The organism is Variovorax sp. LARHSF232 (assembly GCF_052871435.1).
In genome coordinates, this window is the sequence record NZ_JBIXJS010000002.1 from 153,622 (window position 1) to 171,984 (window position 18,363).

17 protein-coding genes and 1 pseudogene are annotated in these 18,363 nt (G+C 68.0%); 11 read left to right on the forward strand and 7 right to left on the reverse strand.

The window, feature by feature from the left end:
• Positions 1-183 precede the first annotated feature (183 nt).
• The 3 genes from ACIPRI_RS06160 to ACIPRI_RS06170 all read left to right on the forward strand — a co-directional run bounded on the left by ACIPRI_RS06160 (position 184) and on the right by ACIPRI_RS06170 (position 3,850).
• On the forward strand, positions 184-1,383 hold the full coding sequence (locus tag ACIPRI_RS06160; RefSeq protein ID WP_446620538.1) for a threonine ammonia-lyase: 1,200 nt from the start codon (positions 184-186) through the stop codon (positions 1,381-1,383).
• A 279-nt stretch (positions 1,384-1,662) separates the two neighbouring features.
• A complete protein-coding gene (locus tag ACIPRI_RS06165) occupies positions 1,663-1,815 on the forward strand; it encodes a hypothetical protein (RefSeq protein WP_446620539.1) in 153 nt (50 codons plus the stop codon).
• Positions 1,816-1,981: 166 nt separating this feature from the next.
• On the forward strand, positions 1,982-3,850 hold the full coding sequence (locus ACIPRI_RS06170) for a phosphoenolpyruvate carboxykinase (GTP) (protein WP_446620540.1): 1,869 nt from the start codon (positions 1,982-1,984) through the stop codon (positions 3,848-3,850).
• Positions 3,851-3,921: 71 nt separating this feature from the next.
• Here the strand turns inward: ACIPRI_RS06170 and ACIPRI_RS06175 are convergent, their stop codons facing one another.
• Positions 3,922-4,455 carry a hypothetical protein gene (locus ACIPRI_RS06175; protein ID WP_446620541.1) on the reverse strand — a complete coding sequence of 178 codons (534 nt, stop codon included), beginning with the start codon at positions 4,453-4,455 and terminating at the stop codon, positions 3,922-3,924.
• Positions 4,456-4,564: 109 nt separating this feature from the next.
• Here ACIPRI_RS06175 and ACIPRI_RS06180 point away from each other — a divergent pair, with 109 nt between their 5' ends.
• Positions 4,565-5,530 carry a LysR family transcriptional regulator gene (locus ACIPRI_RS06180; protein WP_446620542.1) on the forward strand — a complete coding sequence of 322 codons (966 nt, stop codon included), beginning with the start codon at positions 4,565-4,567 and terminating at the stop codon, positions 5,528-5,530.
• A gap of 75 nt (positions 5,531-5,605) precedes the next feature.
• A complete protein-coding gene (locus tag ACIPRI_RS06185; RefSeq protein ID WP_446620543.1) occupies positions 5,606-6,577 on the forward strand; it encodes a Bug family tripartite tricarboxylate transporter substrate binding protein in 972 nt (323 codons plus the stop codon).
• Between the two features lie 55 nt (positions 6,578-6,632).
• Here the strand turns inward: ACIPRI_RS06185 and ACIPRI_RS06190 are convergent, their stop codons facing one another.
• Positions 6,633-6,950 carry a hypothetical protein gene (locus tag ACIPRI_RS06190; protein WP_446620544.1) on the reverse strand — a complete coding sequence of 106 codons (318 nt, stop codon included), beginning with the start codon at positions 6,948-6,950 and terminating at the stop codon, positions 6,633-6,635.
• Here ACIPRI_RS06190 and ACIPRI_RS06195 point away from each other — a divergent pair.
• Positions 6,949-7,761: a metallophosphoesterase gene (locus ACIPRI_RS06195; RefSeq protein WP_446620545.1), complete on the forward strand. Its 813-nt coding sequence runs from the start codon at positions 6,949-6,951 to the stop codon at positions 7,759-7,761. The genes ACIPRI_RS06190 and ACIPRI_RS06195 overlap by 2 nt on opposite strands.
• 13 nt (positions 7,762-7,774) lie before the next feature.
• Here ACIPRI_RS06195 and ACIPRI_RS06200 read toward each other — a convergent pair whose 3' ends face one another.
• Positions 7,775-9,319: an alkaline phosphatase D family protein gene (locus ACIPRI_RS06200; RefSeq protein ID WP_446620546.1), complete on the reverse strand. Its 1,545-nt coding sequence runs from the start codon at positions 9,317-9,319 to the stop codon at positions 7,775-7,777.
• A 30-nt stretch (positions 9,320-9,349) separates the two neighbouring features.
• Here ACIPRI_RS06200 and ACIPRI_RS06205 point away from each other — a divergent pair, with 30 nt between their 5' ends.
• The 4 genes from ACIPRI_RS06205 (at position 9,350) to ACIPRI_RS06220 (ending at position 13,426) form a co-directional block, all read left to right on the forward strand.
• Positions 9,350-10,660: a D-amino acid dehydrogenase gene (locus tag ACIPRI_RS06205; protein WP_446620547.1), complete on the forward strand. Its 1,311-nt coding sequence runs from the start codon at positions 9,350-9,352 to the stop codon at positions 10,658-10,660.
• A gap of 3 nt (positions 10,661-10,663) precedes the next feature.
• Positions 10,664-11,893, forward strand: a complete 1,230-nt coding sequence (locus ACIPRI_RS06210; RefSeq protein ID WP_446620548.1) for a nucleoside recognition domain-containing protein — start codon at positions 10,664-10,666, stop codon at positions 11,891-11,893.
• Between the two features lie 167 nt (positions 11,894-12,060).
• Positions 12,061-12,504, forward strand: coding sequence for a flavin reductase family protein (locus tag ACIPRI_RS06215; protein ID WP_446621058.1), 444 nt, complete (start codon positions 12,061-12,063; stop codon positions 12,502-12,504).
• Positions 12,505-12,532: 28 nt separating this feature from the next.
• Positions 12,533-13,426, forward strand: a complete 894-nt coding sequence (locus ACIPRI_RS06220; RefSeq protein ID WP_446620549.1) for a DMT family transporter — start codon at positions 12,533-12,535, stop codon at positions 13,424-13,426.
• Positions 13,427-13,468: 42 nt separating this feature from the next.
• Here ACIPRI_RS06220 and ACIPRI_RS06225 read toward each other — a convergent pair whose 3' ends face one another.
• Positions 13,469-14,557, reverse strand: a complete 1,089-nt coding sequence (locus tag ACIPRI_RS06225) for an MBL fold metallo-hydrolase (protein WP_446620550.1) — start codon at positions 14,555-14,557, stop codon at positions 13,469-13,471.
• A 77-nt stretch (positions 14,558-14,634) separates the two neighbouring features.
• A complete protein-coding gene (locus ACIPRI_RS06230; protein WP_446620551.1) occupies positions 14,635-15,534 on the reverse strand; it encodes a LysR family transcriptional regulator in 900 nt (299 codons plus the stop codon).
• 153 nt (positions 15,535-15,687) lie between these two features.
• Here ACIPRI_RS06230 and ACIPRI_RS06235 point away from each other — a divergent pair.
• Positions 15,688-15,774, forward strand: a pseudogene (locus ACIPRI_RS06235) (DUF1127 domain-containing protein); the annotation flags it as partial.
• 29 nt (positions 15,775-15,803) lie between these two features.
• On the opposite strand, the gene ACIPRI_RS06240 reads toward ACIPRI_RS06235, so the two are convergent.
• Together ACIPRI_RS06240 and ACIPRI_RS06245 are read right to left on the reverse strand one after the other, a co-directional pair.
• Entirely contained in the window at positions 15,804-17,054 is a 1,251-nt protein-coding gene (locus ACIPRI_RS06240) for a CaiB/BaiF CoA transferase family protein (protein WP_446620552.1), read from the reverse strand.
• Positions 17,054-18,253, reverse strand: coding sequence for an acyl-CoA dehydrogenase (locus tag ACIPRI_RS06245; RefSeq protein ID WP_446620553.1), 1,200 nt, complete (start codon positions 18,251-18,253; stop codon positions 17,054-17,056). The genes ACIPRI_RS06240 and ACIPRI_RS06245 overlap by 1 nt, the downstream gene beginning before the upstream one ends.
• Between the last annotated feature and the right edge of the window lie 110 nt (positions 18,254-18,363).

Consider the following 18,363-nt stretch of genomic DNA (forward strand, 5'->3'; position numbering starts at 1 on the left):
TGGACAAACCTCCTTTGTGTGGTGTGGCGCCGTGGGCACCGACCAGCCGCTTGAGCGCGACCATAGCGCAGACTTTTAGCTTCGGGAAGGGATGGTTAGCGTAATAACCCTGATCGCTGACGCACGGCAGCCGGCCGTGCGACTTGTTGGAAAGTCTTGCCGGCAATGCCGCCACAATCGTGCATGGTTTCCATCGACGACATCCGCCAGGCAGAGGCCCGGATCAGCGGGCAATTGCTCGGCACGCCCTTCCTCGAATCACGCACGCTGTCGCAGATCGTCGGCGCGCAGGTGTTCCTGAAATTCGAGAACCTGCAGTTCACCGCCTCCTTCAAGGAGCGCGGCGCCTGCAACATGCTGGCACAACTTGCCGAACAAGGTGTGAAGGGCGTGATCGCCATGTCGGCCGGCAACCATGCCCAGGGCGTGGCCTATCACGCGCAGCGCCTGGGGCTGGGTGCCACCATTGTGATGCCGCGCTTCACGCCGGCCGTGAAGATCGAGCGCACCCGCAGCTTCGGCGCCGAGGTGGTGCTGCACGGCGATTCGCTGGACGCCGCCCGCCAGCACGCTTTCGAGCTGGCGCAAAGCCGCGGCCTCACCTTTGTGCACCCCTACGACGACGACGCCATCATTGCCGGCCAGGGCACCCTGGCGCTGGAGATGCTCGAGGCGGTGCCCGACCTGGACGCGCTGGTGGTGGCGGTGGGCGGCGGCGGCCTGCTGGCCGGCATGGCCATCGCGGCGCGCGCGATGCGCCCGGGCATCGAGATCGTCGGCGTGCAGGCGGCGCGCTTTCCCGCCATGTTCAACGCCATCAAGAAGACGCAGCACGTGCCGGGCACCAGCACCATCGCCGAGGGCATCGCTGTGGGCACGCCGGGCGTGCGCACGCTGGAGGTGATCGCCACCCTGGTCGACGACATGCTGCTGGTGGACGAGGGCGACATCGAGCAGGCGGTGCTGATGTTGCTGGAAATCGAAAAGACGCTGGTCGAGGGCGCCGGCGCCGCTGGCTTGGCGGCCCTGCTGCGCCATCCGGAGCGCTTCCGGGGCAAGCGGGTCGGCCTGGTGCTGTCGGGCGGCAACATCGACCCGCTGCTCCTGGGCGCGATCATCGAACGCGGCATGGTGCGCGCCGGCCGGCTGGCCCGGCTGCGCGTCAGCGCACGCGACGTGCCCGGCATATTGGCCCGGATCACGGCCGTTGTGGCCGAAGCGGGCGCCAACATCGACGAGGTGCACCACCAGCGAGCCTTCACCTTGCTGGCAGCGCAGAACGTGGAGATCGAACTGGTGCTGCAGACCCGCGGCCGCGAGCATCTGGCCACCGTTCTGGCCGCGCTGCGCGAGGCGGGCTTTCAGACCGACGCCCAGCCTTGAGCATTAGGGCCTGTTCACGCTACAAACGGAGATCGCGTTGGCCCGCATTGGGGCTGGATGCAAGGCGCCCGCGCGCAGCAATGCTGAAGCATTGCAAGCGCGGGCAACGCCGCAGACGGCCCCAATGTGGGCCAACCCGAAGGGAAGGCATGCCTTCGCGACTCCGTTTGTAGCGTGAACAGGCCCTCAGGCGACAGGCCATGGGTAGAGGCCCTGAGCCAGCCCAGGGAGTCGCCGGGTAAAATGACACCCAGTTGAGACCTTTTCAGGAACCGAACAATGTCCAATCCCACTCCCGATCACGGTTACGTTGCGAGCAGCGCCGAGCAAGACACGGTCGAGTCCATCGTCCCGCTGATGCCGCTGGTGCTGCCCTTGTGCGGCGGCGTGCTGATGCTGCTGCTGGCCTCCATCGCGGTCTTCCTAGCCTGAGGCAGCGCCCAAAGACGGCGCCCCCTTGATTGCGGGGCGCCATTTTTTTCTGCGTTCTCCTACTGGAAAGTCCGAAAGGAAAGACGTTTTCTCAAACGGTTTTCGCCCATTCTTGAGCTGGCGAGCTTCGTTCGAAAAGACGGTTTTTCAACTTAGGAGTTTTTCGATGAACGCACCCGTGATGAAGGGCCTGCCCATTCAGGCACCCTCGTATGTGAAGAATGCCCGGCTCATCGCCTGGGTGGCCGACATGGCGGCCCTGTGCAAGCCTGACCGCGTCGAATGGTGCGACGGCAGCCAGGAAGAATACGAGCGCCTCTGCCAGCTTCTGGTGGACGCCGGCACCTTCAAGAAACTCAACCCGGCCAAGCGCCCCAACTCCTTCCTCGCCAACTCCGACCCGAGCGACGTCGCCCGTGTCGAAGACCGCACTTTCATCTGCTCCGGGAAGAAGGAAGACGCCGGCCCCACCAACAACTGGATGGCGCCGGCCGAGATGCGTGCCACTTTGCAGCCTCTTTTTGACGGCTGCATGAAGGGCCGCACCATGTACGTGGTGCCCTTCAGCATGGGCCCGCTGGGTTCGCCCATTGCCCACATCGGCATCGAGCTGTCCGACAGCGCCTATGTGGCCGTCAACATGAAGATCATGACCCGCATGGGCAAGGCCGTGTACGACGTACTGGGCACAGACGGCGAGTTCGTGCCCTGCGTCCACACCGTGGGTGCCCCGCTCGAGCCGGGCCAGAAGGACGTGACCTGGCCCTGCAACAAGACCAAGTACATCGTTCACTACCCCGAGACGCGCGAAATCTGGAGCTACGGCTCGGGCTACGGCGGCAACGCCCTGCTCGGCAAGAAGTGCTTCGCGCTGCGCATCGCTTCCACCATGGGCCGCGACGAAGGCTGGCTGGCCGAGCACATGCTGATCCTGGGCGTGACCTCGCCTGAAGGCAAGAAGTACCACGTGGCAGCCGCCTTCCCCTCGGCCTGCGGCAAGACCAACTTCTCGATGCTGGTGCCGCCGGCCGGCTTCGAAGGCTGGCAGGTGACGACCATCGGCGACGACATCGCCTGGATCAAGCCGGGCAAGGATGGCCGCATGTACGCCATCAACCCGGAAGCCGGCTACTTCGGCGTGGCGCCGGGCACCAACCTCAAGACCAACCCGAATTGCCTGAAGAGCCTGGACCGCGACGTGATCTTCACGAACGTGGGCCTCACCGATGACGGCGACGTCTGGTGGGAAGGCCTGGAAGACGACGTGGCCGGCAAGAAGCTGCCCGATCACCTGATCGACTGGCAAGGCAAGGACTGGACGCCCGCCATCGCCAAGGAAACCGGCGCCAAGGCCGCGCACCCGAACTCGCGCTTCACCGTGGCCGCCACCAACAACCCGGCACTCGACCCAGCCTGGGACGATCCGGCCGGCGTGCCGATCGACGCCTTCATCTTCGGTGGCCGCCGCTCCACCACCGTGCCGCTGGTGACCGAGGGCCGCAACTGGGTGGAAGGCGTGTACATGGCCGCCACCATGGGCTCGGAGACCACCGCGGCCATCGTCGGCCAGGTCGGCGTGGTGCGCCGCGACCCCTTCGCCATGCTGGCCTTCATGGGCTACAACATGAGCGACTACTTCCAGCACTGGCTGGACCTGGGCGAAAAGCTCAAGGCCTCGGGCGCCAAGCAGCCACGCATCTTCACCACCAACTGGTTCCGCAAGGGCGCCGACGGCAAGTTCGTCTGGCCCGGCTACGGCGAGAACATGCGCGTGCTCAAGTGGATGATCGACCGCATCGAAGGCAAGGCCGACGGTGTCGACCACGTCTTCGGCGTGAGCCCGCGCTACGAAGAACTGAACTGGACCGGCCTGGACTTCAGCGCCGAGCAGTTCAAGAGCGTGACCAGCATCGACAAGGCCGCCTGGGAAGCCGAGCTGAAGCTGCATACCGAGCTGTTCGAACAGCTGGCGCACCACCTGCCCAAGGAACTGCCGGAAACCAAGGACGCCATCGAGCGCCGCCTGGCCGCCTGATCTTCAGGGCCAGCAGCCAAACAAAAAAGCCGCCCTTGTGGGGCGGCTTTTTTGTTCAGGGAAGAAGCGGATCAATAGTACTGAGCCATGCGCACGCGGCGCGAGGCTTCGTACAGGCTGGGCGCTGCATCGGCCACGAACTTGCGCTGGACGTCAGCGGCAGGCGCGTCGGTCTGCGTGTCCTGTTCGTAGCGGGTCACGGCAGCCTGCAGCTCGTGCATGACGCGCGGGTCGAAGGCGGCGTAGGCCATGAACTGCGCATCGGCACGGGCATTGGCGCGGCGCTCGGCGCCTTGCTTCCAGGTGGCGGCCAGGCGGGCACCGACCGAACGCATGGCGTTGGCACCCAGGGCCAGCGCGACGAACAACAGGCCCGAGAGGGCGGCCCAGCCGGCCAGCATCTCGCCGTCTTCCAGGTTGGAGACCATGCGGTCGATCACCACCAGCATGGCGGCCACGACAGCCGCCAGCAGGCCGGCAGCCAGACCACGGGCGCCGTTCAGGCGGCCGCGGGCGGCGCGAAGTTGCGAGACCACAGCCTCGGCCCGCGCTACGCCGGGGTGCTGGGTCGGTTGGTCAACGTGAACGAAACTGGTGGTGGTCATGATGTTTTCCCTCTTGAAGCGGCTTGTGGCCTGAACGATGGGGTGATATTAGGGTTCTCCCTAGTGTTTCGCAAGTTTATCTTTGTGATGCTATCCATTCACGCTGGTAATGAAAGTCAACTTCCGAACCCTCGACCTGAACCTGCTGCGCGTCTTCGATGAGGTGATGGCCGAGCGCAACCTGACCCGCGCCGCACGCAACCTCTCGCTGACCCAGCCGGCCGTCAGCAACGCCTTGCGCCGCCTGCGCGAGTTGCTGGGCGACGAGCTGGTGCGCCGGGCCGGCGCCGGCGTGGCGCCGACGCCGCGCGCGCTGGCCCTGTGGCCCACGGTGCGCGAGGCGCTGCGCCAGCTGCAGCACACCCTGGCGCCCAGCGAATTCGACCCGGCCAGTGCGCGCACCACTTTTGTGCTTGCCATGGCGGACGCCACGGCGGCCGAGCTGATGCCGGGCCTGATTCGCATCGGGGAAGCGGAAGCGCCGGGCATCTCGGTGCGCACCGTGCCGCTGACCACCCGCGACCCGCGGCCACTTTTGGAGGAAGAGGCGGCCGACATGGCGATCGGCTACTTTCCGGCGCTGATGGCGAGCCTGACCGCGGCCGCCCAGTCGGGCGAGGCCCTGCCCTTCGAATCGCAGCGCCTCTATGTCAGCCAGTACGTCTGCGCCATGCGGCACGACCATCCGCTGGCGCAGGCGCCGCTGGGCCTGGACGAATACTGCGCCGCCCGCCATCTGCTGGTGAGCTTTTCCGGCCGGCCCTTCGGCTTCGTCGACCAGACCCTGGGCGCGCTGGGCCGGGAGCGGCGCATCGTGGCCACCGTCAACCAGTTCTTCACCGCAGGCCGGGTGGTGGCCAGTTCCGACCTGCTCACCGTGCTGCCGCGCCACTTCATCGGCGTCACCGGCTTCAAGGAGCAACTGGTGCTGCGCGACCTGCCCTTCGAGCAGCCGCTGATGCACGTTGATGCCGTCTGGCACCGACGCGCCCAGTACGGCCATGCCCACGAGTGGCTGCGCCAGGCGCTGGTGCGCTCGGCCGACATGGCCTTTCCGCGGCCGCCGCTGGCCTGAGGCTCGGGCACGCCTGACGGGGCGCGGCGCGCTTCCTGCTTGGAAACGCCCGTCTCCACGTCTAGGCTTGTATCCATGAACCCGATCTCCCGCCGCAGCGCGCTGCGCACCCTAGGGGCTGGCGCCGCCGCCCTGGCCCTGCCCGCGCTGGCCGCGTGGCCCGAGCGCCCGATCAAGATCATCGTCAGCTTCCCGGCCGGCGGCGCCAGCGACATCGTGGCGCGCGTGCTGGCCGAGCAGCTGGCGCGCAAGCTGGGCCAGGCGGTGGTGGTCGACAACCGGCCCGGTGCCGGCGGCAGCGTCGGCGGGCTGGCGGTGACGCACGCGCCAGCCGATGGCTACACGCTGCTGCTGGCCAACTCGACGCCCTTGTCGATCGGCCCCTTTGCGCTGGAAAAGCAGCCCTACGACCCGGCCCTGGGCTTCAGCCACATCGCCTTGATCGGCACTGCGCCCTGCGTGGTGATGGCCAATCCGCAAACGACGCTCAAGACCATGGCCGACATCGAGAAGCAGGCCAGGGCCAGCGGCCGGCTCGATTTCGGCTCCGGCGGCCCGGCCTCCATCGGCCACATCTACGGCGAGCTGATGCGCAAGGAAATGAAGGTGGAGCTGGTGCACGTGCCCTACCGCGGGGGCGCGCCCATGACCACCGACCTGATCGCCGGGGTCGTTCCCATGGGCATCGACGTGCTGACGGCCTTCGTGCCCTACTTCAAGAGCGGACAGATCCGGCCGATTGCCGTGACCTCGGCCACCCGCTCGGCCCTGGTGCCGGACGTGCCGACGGTGGTCGAGGCGGGCTACAAGAATCTGGTGCTGGAGAACTTCTTCGGCCTGTCGGGCCCGGCCAAGCTGCCGGCCGACGTGGTGGCGCGGCTGAACGCGGCCACCAACGAGGTACTGGCGGATGCCGAATTCAAGAAGAAGATGGGCGAACTGGGCATCGCCACCCAGCCGGCGAGTGCCGCCGGCTTCACTGCCTTCGTGCGCGAGCAGGCCGCGCAGCTGGCCCCGGTCGTGAAGGGCTCCGGGGTTCGCCTCTAGATTCTCTGGCCCGGCCCTGGAGCTCAGTAGTAGGCGCTGACTCTCGCTGTGCGCCTTAGCGCACCACGCTCAGCCAGGCGCTGGCGGCAGCGCGCAGCTCCTGTGCCTGGCGGGCGTCGAAGCCTGCCATGCTGTCTGCGGCTTCCATCAGGGCCGAGGCGTGGCTCGGCTCGGAAGCAGAAGAACGGAAGAAATTGGCCACTTGGGCAAACAAGGCGAACATGGTGTTGCGGGTCTTTTGAACCACGCCTCCGGTTGGTGATGGATGTACTTTAAGGGTTTTCCCTAGGCCTTGCACGCCAAGGTTATGCGCGACCTGCATAACCCGATTCGCCATGCCAGCCGCGCCGCTGCCGCAGACAATGGCCCCCATGAAACTGCAACTGCTCTCGGACCTGCACCTGGAAACGCATCCGAACTTCGTAGTGGCGCCGGCGCCCGGCGCCGACCTGCTGGTGCTGGCGGGCGACATCGGCTCCTACCAGGCCGGCTCGCGCCTGGCAGATTCGCTCTACGGGCTGGAACGCTTCTCGCCCCGGCACGGCTGGCCGACGCCGGTGCTCTACCTGCCGGGCAACCACGAGTACGACAACGACGACTTCGATGCGGTGCATGCGCGCCTGCGCGAGGCCTGCGAGCGGCTGGACATCCGCTGGCTGGAGTCCGAGGTGATGGTGATCGACGGCATGCGCTTTGTCGGCAGCACCCTGTGGACCGACTTCGACGCCCTGGTCGACCCGAAGGAACCCATGACCGAGCAGCTGAAGAAGCGCGGCAAGGCCATGCGCGCCGCCAACTACTACCTGGAGACCTGCGCGACCACCCGCGCCGGCCAGCCCTTTCTGGCCGACGAAGTGCGCGAACAGGCGCTGGTCTGCCAGGCCTGGCTGCGCGAGGCGCTGGCACAGCCCTTCGACGGCACCACCGTGGTCGTCACCCATTTCGCGCCCAGCCTGGCCAGCGCCGACCCGCGCTACGGACTCACGCCCGGCACGGCCGGCTTCTGCAATTCGCTGGACGAACTGCTGCCCAAGGCGCAGTTGTGGCTGCATGGCCATCTGCACTGCGCCTTCGACTACGTGAAAGAGGGCTGCCGCGTGATGGCCAACCCGCTGGGCTATCGCAGCAAGGGCGAGCAGGAAGGCTTTCGGCCCCAACTGCTGATTGAAGTGCCCGGGCGCTGAGCCTTCTTCTTCATCAACCGGCCGCGACGCCGGGCCGGCCGCTTTCGATCACGAACAGCGCCTGGCGCGCCAGGCTCGCGCCCTCTGCCGCCGGATGGGCGGTGGCGCGGAACTCGCAGCGCGCCGCCTCGCGGTCGATCTCCAGCAAGGCATAGCCGCGTTCGTCGCCGCGGGCATGCGCGATGTCGGGGTTGCCCTGGCGCATCCGCGCCATGCTGGCCTGGCTGGCGCCGCGCGAGGTGACCGAGCCGCCGACGAACTCGCTGGCCACGATGGGCGAGCCCGGGTCGTTGGGCACCACGCGCAGGTCGGCCGCAACGAAGCGATGCACGTCGCCACCCAGCGTGATGGCATTGCGCACACCCGTGTCGGCCATGCCTTGCAGCATGCGGCTGCGCGCCATGGGGTAGCCGTCCCAGCCATCGGTCCAGGTCTGGCGGCCCTGCGGCGTCTCCAGCGCGGTAGAGCTCACCTGGGTCGACTGGGCCAGCAGCTTCCAGCGCGCGCCCGATGCCACCAGGCCTTCGGACAACCAGCGCTCCTGCGCGGAGCCCAACATGCTGCGCTCCGGCTCCGCCAACTCGGCGCAGGCGGTCACCAGGCGGCCATGGTCCCTCTGCGGATCGGGGCAGGCATGCGGGCTGCGGTACTGCCGGCAATCCAGGGTCCAGAGGTCGGCCAGGTCGCCCCAGGCAAAGCGGTCGTGGATGCGCATGGCCGCGCCCTGCGGCGCCAGCGCCAGCGGCATGTGCTCGAAGTAGGCGCGGTAGGCGGCGGCGCGCCGGCGCAGGAACTGGGCGCTGCCGGTGGGCGCGGGCTCGCGGTCGGCAACGTAGTCGTTCACCACCTCGTGGTCGTCCCAGGTCAGGATCCAGGGGTGGGCCGCATGCGCGGCCTGCAGGTCGGGATCGCGCTTGTAGAGCGCATGGCGGGCGCGGTACTCATCCAGCCCCTGGGGCATGCCGGCGTCGTGCCGGCGCACTGCGTTGGACGCGCCGATGCTGCCTTCGTAGATGTAGTCGCCCACGAAGAGCACGGCGTCCAGCTCGCGCCCGGCGATCTCGCGGTGCGCCGCATAGAAGCCGTATTCGTAGTGCTGGCAGGAAGCCAGCGCCAGCCGCAGCCGCGCCACCGGCGCGCCCGCGGCCGGCGCGGTGCGGGTGCGGCCCACCGCGCTTTGCGCATCGCCGCAGGAAAAGCGATACCAGTACGCGCGCTGCGGCAAGAGGCCGGTGGCCTGCACATGCACGCTGAAGGCGCGCGAGGCGCCGGTGATCTGCTCGCCGCTGGCCACCGGCTGACGCAGCGCCTCGTCGGCAAAGAGCTCCCAGCGTACCTTGCAAGGCGCACGTGCGTCGCGTTGCGCATCGTCCTCGCCCAGCGGCGCGAGCCGCGTCCACAGCACCACGCTGTCGGGCCGGGGCATGCCGCTGGCCACGCCGAGGCTGAAAGGGTCGGCGCTCCAGCGCGGCCGCTCTTGCGCGTTCAGGAAACGCGGCAGGGTCCAGGCGCCCAGCGCCAGAAGAAGAGCGGCACGGTTCAGGTCACGACGCAGCATGGCGGCCACGATACGCGACACTCTGGGCCCATGAAAGTCATTGTCCTGGGCGCCGGCATCATCGGCGTCAGCACCGCGTGGCATCTGCTGGAGCGCGGGCACGAAGTCACCCTGGTGGATCGCCAGCCCGATGCGGCACTGGAAACCAGCTTTGCCAATGCCGGCCAGATCTCGGTGAGCTATTGCGAACCCTGGGCCTACAAGGGCGCGCCGCTGCAGCTCTTGAAGTGGATGTTCAGCAAGGAGTCGCCGCTGCTCTTCCGGCCCCGGGCCGACTGGCAGCAATGGCGCTGGGGCCTGCAGTTCCTGACGCAGTGCAATGACGCTGCCTTTGCCCGCAACGTGGCGCAACTGGTGGCGCTGGGCGCCTACAGCCACGAGGCCCTGCGCGAAGTGGTGGGCGCCACCGGCATCGAGTACGACCGGCTGACGCGCGGCATCGCCCACTACTTCACCAGCCAGAAGTCCTTCGACGAGGCAGCCCATGCGGCCGAGCTGATGCACAGCCATGGCGTGGAGCGCCAGGTGCTCAGCCGCGATGCGCTGCTGGCCATCGAGCCGGCCTTTCGCGCCTACGGCGAAAAGCACATCGTGGGCGGCACCTACACCGCCAGCGACGAATCGGGCGACGCACGGCGCTTCACCCAGGCGCTGGCGCGCCGCTGCGCGGCCCGCGGTGCGCGCTTGCTCTTCGGCCGCACGGTGCACAGCATCGACGTGGCGGGCAACGAGGTGCAGTCGGTGCACGTCGGCGCCGGCTCCGGCGAGGCCTCTGCCAGCAACGACCTGGTCCTCAAGGCCGACGCGGTGGTGGTGGCCTGCGGCTCGTACAGCGCGCCGCTGCTGCGCACGGTCGGCGTCGATCTGCCGATCTATCCAGGAAAGGGCTACTCGGCAACCTTCAAGATCCTGAAGCCGGAGGCCGCGCCCTGGATCAGCACCATCGACGACGAAGTGCATTGCGCCATGACGCGGCTCGGCGATCAGCTTCGCGTGGCAGGCACCATCGAGCTCAATGGCTTCGACACTTCGCTGGACACGCCGCTGGCACGCGCCCGCTGCCAACTTCTGGCCAGGCGCGTCGAGCAGGTGCTGCCCGGCGTGTGCGACACGCGCAGCGAGGAAGAAGGCGGCGCGCCCCACTACTGGACCGGCCTGCGCCCGGCCACGCCGACCAACATCCCCTTCATCGGCCGCACCAAGGTCGGCAGGCTCTGGGTCAATGCCGGCCACGGCACCCTGGGCTGGACCCATGGCGCGGGCTCGGGCAAGGCGATGGCGGCGCTGATCAGCGGCGAGCGCGCGCCCATCGCCGGCTTCGGCTTCCATGGAATGGCCTGACGCATGTTGAACGGCCTGTGGCTGGGATTCTTCGTCGCGGCGGCCGTCGCGGGCTTCACGCGCTGGCTGGGCGCGGGAGATGCCGGCGTGTTCGCCGCCATGGTCGAGGCGCTGTTCGCCATGGCCAAGCTGTCGGTGGAAGTGATGGTGCTGTTGTTCGGCACGCTCACCCTGTGGCTGGGGTTCCTGCGCATCGCCGAAGCGGCCGGCCTGGTGAATGCGCTGGCGCGCTGGTTGGGGCCGCTGTTCAGGCGGCTGATGCCCGAGGTGCCCGAAGGTCATCCGGCGCTGGGCCTCATCACGCTCAACTTCGCGGCCAACGGCCTCGGGCTGGACAACGCGGCCACGCCCATGGGCCTGAAGGCGATGCGCGAGCTGCAGACGCTCAACCCCAGCCCGGTGAGCGCCAGCAATGCGCAGATCCTGTTCCTGGTGCTCAATGCCTCCTCGCTGACCCTGCTGCCCGTCAGCATCTTCATGTACCGGGCGCAGCAGGGCGCGGCCGATCCGACGCTGGTGTTCCTGCCGATCCTGCTGGCCACCACCGCCTCGACCGTGACCGGCCTGCTCACGGTGGCCGTGGTGCAGCGCCTCAAGTTGTGGGACCCGGTGGTGCTGGCCTACCTGCTGCCGCTGGCGCTGGCGCTGGCCGGCTTCATGGCATTGCTGGCCAGCCTGAGCGCTGCCGCGCTTGCGTCCCTGTCGTCGCTGATGGGCAACCTGGTCCTGTTCGGCCTGATCCTCGCCTTCCTGCTGCTGGGCGCTTTCAAGCGCGTTGCCGTGTACGAGCGCTTCATCGAAGGCGCGAAGGAAGGCTTCGATGTCGCCAAGAGCCTGCTGCCCTACCTGGTGGCGATGCTGTGCGCGATCGGCGTGCTGCGCGCCTCGGGCGCACTGGACCTGCTGCTGGACGGCATTCGCTGGGCGGTGGCGCAGACCGGCTGGGATACCCGCTTTGTCGATGCCCTGCCGACCGCGCTGGTCAAGCCTTTCTCGGGCAGCGCGGCGCGCGCCATGCTGATCGAGACCATGCAAAGCCAGGGCGTGGACAGCTTTCCCGCGCTGGCGGCCGCCACCATCCAGGGCAGCACCGAGACCACCTTCTACGTGCTGGCGGTGTACTTCGGTGCCGTCGGCATCCAGCGTGCGCGGCATGCGGTGGCCTGTGCGCTGCTGGCGGAACTGGCCGGCGTGGTGGCGGCGATCGCGGTCACCTACTGGTTCTTCGGCTGAACGAGCGCGCGCGCAAGGCCATGTCGCCGAAGCGCGGCGTGTTGGCGGCCGTTCGGCCAGAATAGGCGCCCGCCCCCGGCGGCCTCTTCCATTCATCCATCGTGAGTCCTCCCCAACGGGCGCAAGCGCCCTCCTTCACCACCGACGAGTTCCGCGCGGCGCTGGGCATGTTCGCCACCGGCGTCACCATCGTCACGGCACGTTCGGCGGATGGCAGCCTGGTCGGGCTCACGGCCAACTCCTTCAACTCGGTCTCGCTGGCGCCGCCCCTGGTGCTGTGGAGCCTGGCGCGCGGCGCCGGCTCGATGCCGGCACTGCGCACCGGTTCGCACTACGCCGTCAACATCCTGGCGGCCAGCCAGAAGGAACTGGCGGAGCGCTTTGCCACCAAGAACGTGGACCGCTGGGCCGACGTGCAGTTCAGCACCGGCATCGGCGGCGCGCCGGTGCTCGAGGGCTGCGTCGCCAGTTTCGAATGCTTCAACCGCAGCCGCTATGACGAAGGCGACCACGTGATCTTCGTCGGCGAGGTGGAGCGCTGCGCGCACCAGCCCGGCGCGGCACCGCTGCTGTTTCACGGCGGGCGTTTCTATACCGAGCATCCTTTGTGAGGATGCAGCCCCCAACCTTTCATTGCCCATGACGATCGTCCGCAAGAACCACCTCGACACGCTCGCCGTCTCGCTGCTCGTCGTCTGCTGCGCGTTCTGGGGGCTGCAGCAGATTCTCATCAAGACCACGGTCACCGAAGTGCCGCCGCTGTGGCAGGCCTCGATCCGCATGGCCGGCGCGGTGCTGCTGTTGTGGGCCTGGTGCGCGGCGCGCGGCGTGAAGCTGTTCGAGCGCGACGGCACCCTGCCCGGCGGCCTGCTGGCCGGCGCCCTGTTCGCCGGCGAGTTCACCTGCATCTACATCGGACTGCAGCACACCTCGGCGTCGCGCCTCACGGTGTTTCTCTACACCTCGCCCTTCGTGGTGGCCTTGCTGCTGCCGCGCTTCGTGCCGGCCGAGCGGCTGCGCGGCGTGCAATGGGCGGGCCTCGCAATCGCCTTCGGCGGCGTGGTGGTGGCCTTCAGCGAGAGCTTTGGCCACAGTTCGTCATCCGTGCTGCACGGCGACGCGCTGGCCCTGCTGGCCGGCGTGCTGTGGGGCCTGACCACCCTCGCCATCCGCACCACCCGACTGGCCACGGCCAGCGCCGAGAAGACGCTCTTCTATCAAATCGCGGTCACGGCGGCGATCTCGCCATTCCTGTCGCTGCTGCTGGGCGAAAAGTGGGAGCTCGACTATTCCGGCTACGCCTGGCTCTCGATCGGCCTGCAGACTGTGATCGGCGCCTTTGCCAGCTACCTGGCCTGGATGTGGATGCTGCGCCACTACCCGGCCACGCGCATCTCGTCCTTCACCTTTCTCACGCCGCTGTTCGCGCTGGTGTTCGGCGTGGCCTTGCTAAAGGAGCCACTGACGGCGCAACTGGTGCTGGCGCTGGCGGGGGTGGGCCTGGGCATCCTGCTGGTCAATCGGCGCGCTTGAGAGGGCTGAGAGTCTTTCCCCCATGCCCGCTCATCCAGCACACTAACGCAGCCCCTCCCACCAGTTCCTGTTTTCGCGCGGCTTGCCGATGGTCAGCACTTCGCCGATCTCCGGCGTGGCGAGCACGATGCGGCGCTCCTTGGCAAGCGCCGCGACGCGCTCCAGCGGCTCGCGCCAGCCGTGGAAGGCGAGGTCGAAGGTGCTGTTGTGCACCAGGTAGAGCATGCCGGCGCCCAGGTCCTGGAAGGCCTGCACGGTTTCCTCGGGCGACATGTGCACGGCCGGCCAGTAGCTGTCGTAGGCGCCGTTTTCCATCAGGGCGACGTCGATCTTGGGCAGCCGCGCGCCAATCTCCTTGAAGCCGGCGAAGTAGCCCGAATCGCCGGAATAGAAGACGTGGTCGCCGCCGACCCGCAGGGACCACGAGGCCCACAGCGTGCGGTTGCGGTCAGTCAGCGTGCGGCCGGAAAAATGCTGCGCCGGCGCGGCCGTGAGGGCCACCTCGCCCCACTTGCTCTCTTGCCACCAGTCGAATTCCTCGATTCGATCCGCGGGTACGCCCCAGTCCCGCAGGTGCTGCCCCACGCCCAGCGGAACGAAGTAGCGCTGCACGCGGCCGTTCAAGGCCTCGATGGTCGGCACGTCCAGGTGATCGTAGTGGTCGTGCGAAAGCACCAGGCCCTCGATCGGCGGCACGTCCTCCAGCGCCACGGGCGAGGGATGGAAGCGCTTGGGCCCGGCAAAGGACACCGGCGAGGCGCGCGGTCCGAACACCGGATCGATCAGCCACCACTTGCCGCGCAGCTTGAGCAAGTGCGACGAATGGCCGAGCCGGATGATGTGGTTGGACGCATCGTCGAGCGCCGCCAGCGCGGCGCGGTCCATCGGCCGCACCGGCACCGGATCGATCGGCACCGTGCCCTGCTTGCTTTCCAGGAAGAAGCGCGACCAGATGTCCCAGGTCGAGCGATTCGGCTTGGCATCGGGGTTCGGCCGGTTCTGGAAGCGGCAATCCTGCGCCGCGAACTGCGGCGACTTGCTGAAGCCGCTCTCGCAGGCCTGGGCGCTCGCGCCCGTCGGCAGCACAGCGCTGAAAAGGGGCAGCAGGCAGCCACAGGTGAAGCGTTTCATGCACGAGCCTCGTCGGTTACGGAATTCGTCCGGCAGCATAGCGGCAGCCAAGCGGCGAGGCCGTGCGTCCTCTTTCGTCAGGTCTTTTGGGCAAACGCCATCAACACCTCGAGCACGCGCGCCGTCGCCCCATCCAGGGTGCCGCGCGCTCGGTGCGCGATGCCGAGCCGCCGCGTGAGCTTGGGCGTGATGGGCAGCACCTGCATGCGATCGTGCAGCGCCTGCGGCGCGTCGGTGCTCTCCTGCAGCGGAAGCAGCGCGGCGCCGTAGCCGGCCGCCACCAGGCTGCGGATGGCGGCGTCGTAGTTGAGCTCGATGCGGGCGCGCGGCGAGTGGCCGGCGTCGGCAAACCATTCCATGGTCTGGCGGTACATGTGGGTGCTGGCGTCGTTGGCGATCAGCGGCTTGGGGGCCAGCCAATCGGGCGTGATGCGCTTCGGCGCCTTCCAGCGGCTGGGCACGAAAGCCATGATCGGCTGGGTACGCCACGGCGTGAGCACCAGTTGCGGCTGGGGCGGCTGCGGCATGGCGACCAGGCCGATGTCCAGCGTGCCGGCCAACAGGCGCGTGATGGCGTTGCCCGAGCCCAGGATGCTCACTTCCACGTCGATGCCCGCATGCTCGCGCTCCAACGTCTCCAGCACTTGCGGCAAGAGGTCGACCACCACGCCGGTGGAGGTGCCCAGCCGCACGCGGCCGGCCAGCCCCTGTGATTGGCGCTTGACCGCATCGATGGCGTCATCCGCCTCGCGCAGCAGCCGGCGGCCGCGCTCGACCAGGGCGGCGCCGGCCGCCGTCGGCGTCACGCGCCGGTTGCCGCGCACCACCAGCGGCGCGCCCAGGCGCGATTCCAGTTCGCTGATGTGCAGGCTCACCGTGGGCTGCGCCAGGTGCAGCGCGCGGGCGGCGGCGGAAAAGCTGCCCAGGTCGGCGATGGAAACCAGGGTACGCAGTTGGTCGAGGTTGAGTTGCCGCATGAACGCTTGCTATCAGGAAGGCTGATTGATGGCCTCAGAAATCTCAACTTCCACAATAGCACGCAGCGGCAGAAGATCGGGCTTCCTTCTCAAGGAGCCCACCCCGTGAACTCGCCAAGCCAAACGTCTTCCTTCCTCCAACGCCTCGTCGCCGTGGCGGCGGCGTGGCAGCGTCAGCAACGCGACCGCCGGCAGTTGATGGCGATGAGCGAGGCCGAATTGCGCGACCTGGGCATCGGCCGCAGCCAGGTGCCCGGCCTGATCGGGGATCAGATCACGCCGGCCGCGCGCAATTGCGCGACGCGGGCTGCGTCCAGGCCCAGTTCGGCCAACACCTCGTCGGTGTGCTGGCCCAGTGCCGGCGGCGCGCGCCGCAGCACCGGCGGCGTGGCCTGAAGGCGCAAGGGGCTGGCCACGCCGGTGATGGCGGCGATGCCGTCATCCGCCGTGCGCGGCAAGGTCACGGCCAGGCCGCGCGCCTTCACCTGCTCGTCGTCAAAAGCTTGGGCAATGTCGTTGATCGGGCCGCAGGGCACGGCCTTGTCTTCCAGCAGCGCGATCCATTGCGCGGTGCTGCGGGTGCGCGTGACCTCTTCCATCATCGGAATCAGGAGCTCGCGATGGCGCACGCGCAAGGTGTTGCTGGCAAAGCGCGGATCGGCCGCCCACTCGGCGTGGCCGGCGGCTTCGCAAAAGCGCTCGAACTGGCCGTTGTTGCCGATGGCCAGCAGCATCGCGCCGTCCTGCGTGCGGAAGTCCTGGTAGGGCGCCAGGCTGGGGTGGCTGTTGCCCTGGCGCTGCGGTGCCTTGCCGGTGTTCAGGAAGGCACTGGCCTGGTTCGCCAGGATCGCCATGCCGACGTCGAGCAGAGCCATGTCGATGTGCTGGCCCTGGCCCGTGGTGTGGCGCACGTGGAGCGCGGCCAGGATCGCGCTGGAGGCATAGACGCCGGTGAACAGGTCGGTCAGCGCCACGCCCACGCGCAAGGGCCCACCGCCCGGCGCCTCGTCGGGCCGGCCGGTGATGCTCATCATGCCGCTGGTGGCCTGGATCATCAGGTCGTAGCCGGCGCGCTGCGCGTGCGGGCCGTCGTGGCCGAAGCCGGTCACGCTGCAGTAGATGAGGCGCGGGTTGGCTTCGCGCAGGCTCTCGTAGTCCAGGCCGTATTGCCTGAGGCCGCCGGTCTTGAAGTTCTCCACCAGGATGTCGGCCTCTTGCGCCATCTTCTTCAGAAGCTGCTGCCCTTCGCCGCTCGCCATGTCGATGGTGACCGAGCGCTTGTTGCGGTTGCAGCAGGTGAAGTAGCTGGCCTGATCGGTGTCCTGGCCCTGCGCGTCCTTCAGGAAGGGCGGCCCCCAATGGCGCGTGTCGTCGCCCACGCCGGGCCGCTCGATCTTCACCACGTCGGCACCCAGGTCGGCCAGGATCTGGGTGCACCACGGCCCTGCCAGCACGCGGGACAGGTCCAGCACCTTGATGCCGTCGAGCGCGGCCGGCTTCGCCGTGGCGGTCGTCACCATCAGAATGCAGCGATGCCGGTGATGGCGCGGCCCAGGATGAGGGCGTGGATGTCGTGCGTGCCTTCGTAGGTGTTCACCACCTCGAGGTTGACCAGGTGGCGCGCCACGCCGAATTCGTCGCTGATGCCGTTGCCACCCATCATGTCGCGCGCCAGGCGGGCGATGTCGAGCGCCTTTCCGCAGTTGTTGCGCTTCATGATCGAGGTGACCTCGACCGAGGCGGTGCCCTCGTCCTTCATGCGGCCCAGGCGCAGGCTGCCCTGCAGGCCCAGCGTGATCTCGGTCTGCATGTCGGCCAGCTTCTTCTGGATCAGCTGATTGGCGGCCAGCGGCTTGCCGAACTGCTTGCGGTCCAGCACATACTGGCGGGCGCGGTGCCAGCAGTCTTCGGCCGCGCCCATCGCGCCCCAGGAGATGCCGTAGCGCGCGCTGTTGAGGCAGGTGAAGGGGCCCTTGAGGCCCTGCACTTCGGGGAAGGCGTTCTCTTCGGGGCAGAACACGCCGTCCATCACGACCTCGCCGGTGATGGAGGCGCGCAGGCCCACCTTGCCGTGGATGGCGGGAGCCGACAGGCCCTTCATGCCTTTCTCCAGCACGAAGCCGCGGATCGGGCCGACGGCACCGCTCTCGCTCACTTCCTTGGCCCAGACCACGAACACGTCGGCGATCGGGCTGTTGCTGATCCACATCTTGCTGCCGGACAGCGAATAGCCGCCCGGCACCTTCTTGGCGCGGGTGGCCATGCTGCCGGGGTCGGAGCCGTGGTCAGGCTCGGTCAGGCCGAAGCAGCCGATCCACTCGCCGGTGGCCAGCTTGGGCAGGAACTTCTGCTTTTGCGCCTCGGTGCCGAACTCATGGATGGGCACCATGACGAGCGAGCTCTGCACGCTGGCCATGGAGCGGTAGCCGGAATCGACACGCTCGATTTCGCGCGCGATCAGGCCGTAGGCCACGTAGTTGAGGCCGGGGCCGCCGTATTGCTCGGGGATGGTGGGGCCGAGCAGGCCCAGCGCGCCCATTTCGCGGAACACGGCCGGGTCGGTCTCGCCATTGCGAAAGCCTTCCAGCACGCGCGGCGCCAAGCGCTCCTGGCAGTAGGCGTTGGCGGCGTCGCGGATCATGCGCTCGTCGGCCGTCAGTTGCTGGTCGAGCAGGAACGGGTCGTCCCAATGGAAGGATGCTTTCTTGGTGCTGGCCATGGCGGTCTCCGGTATTCGTGTGACAGGAAGAAGGGGGTGAGTGGGAAGAATCGTAGCGGCGGCACCGGGCGGCAAGCAAGCAATTGTTCCGAACCCAGATATGCGGTCAA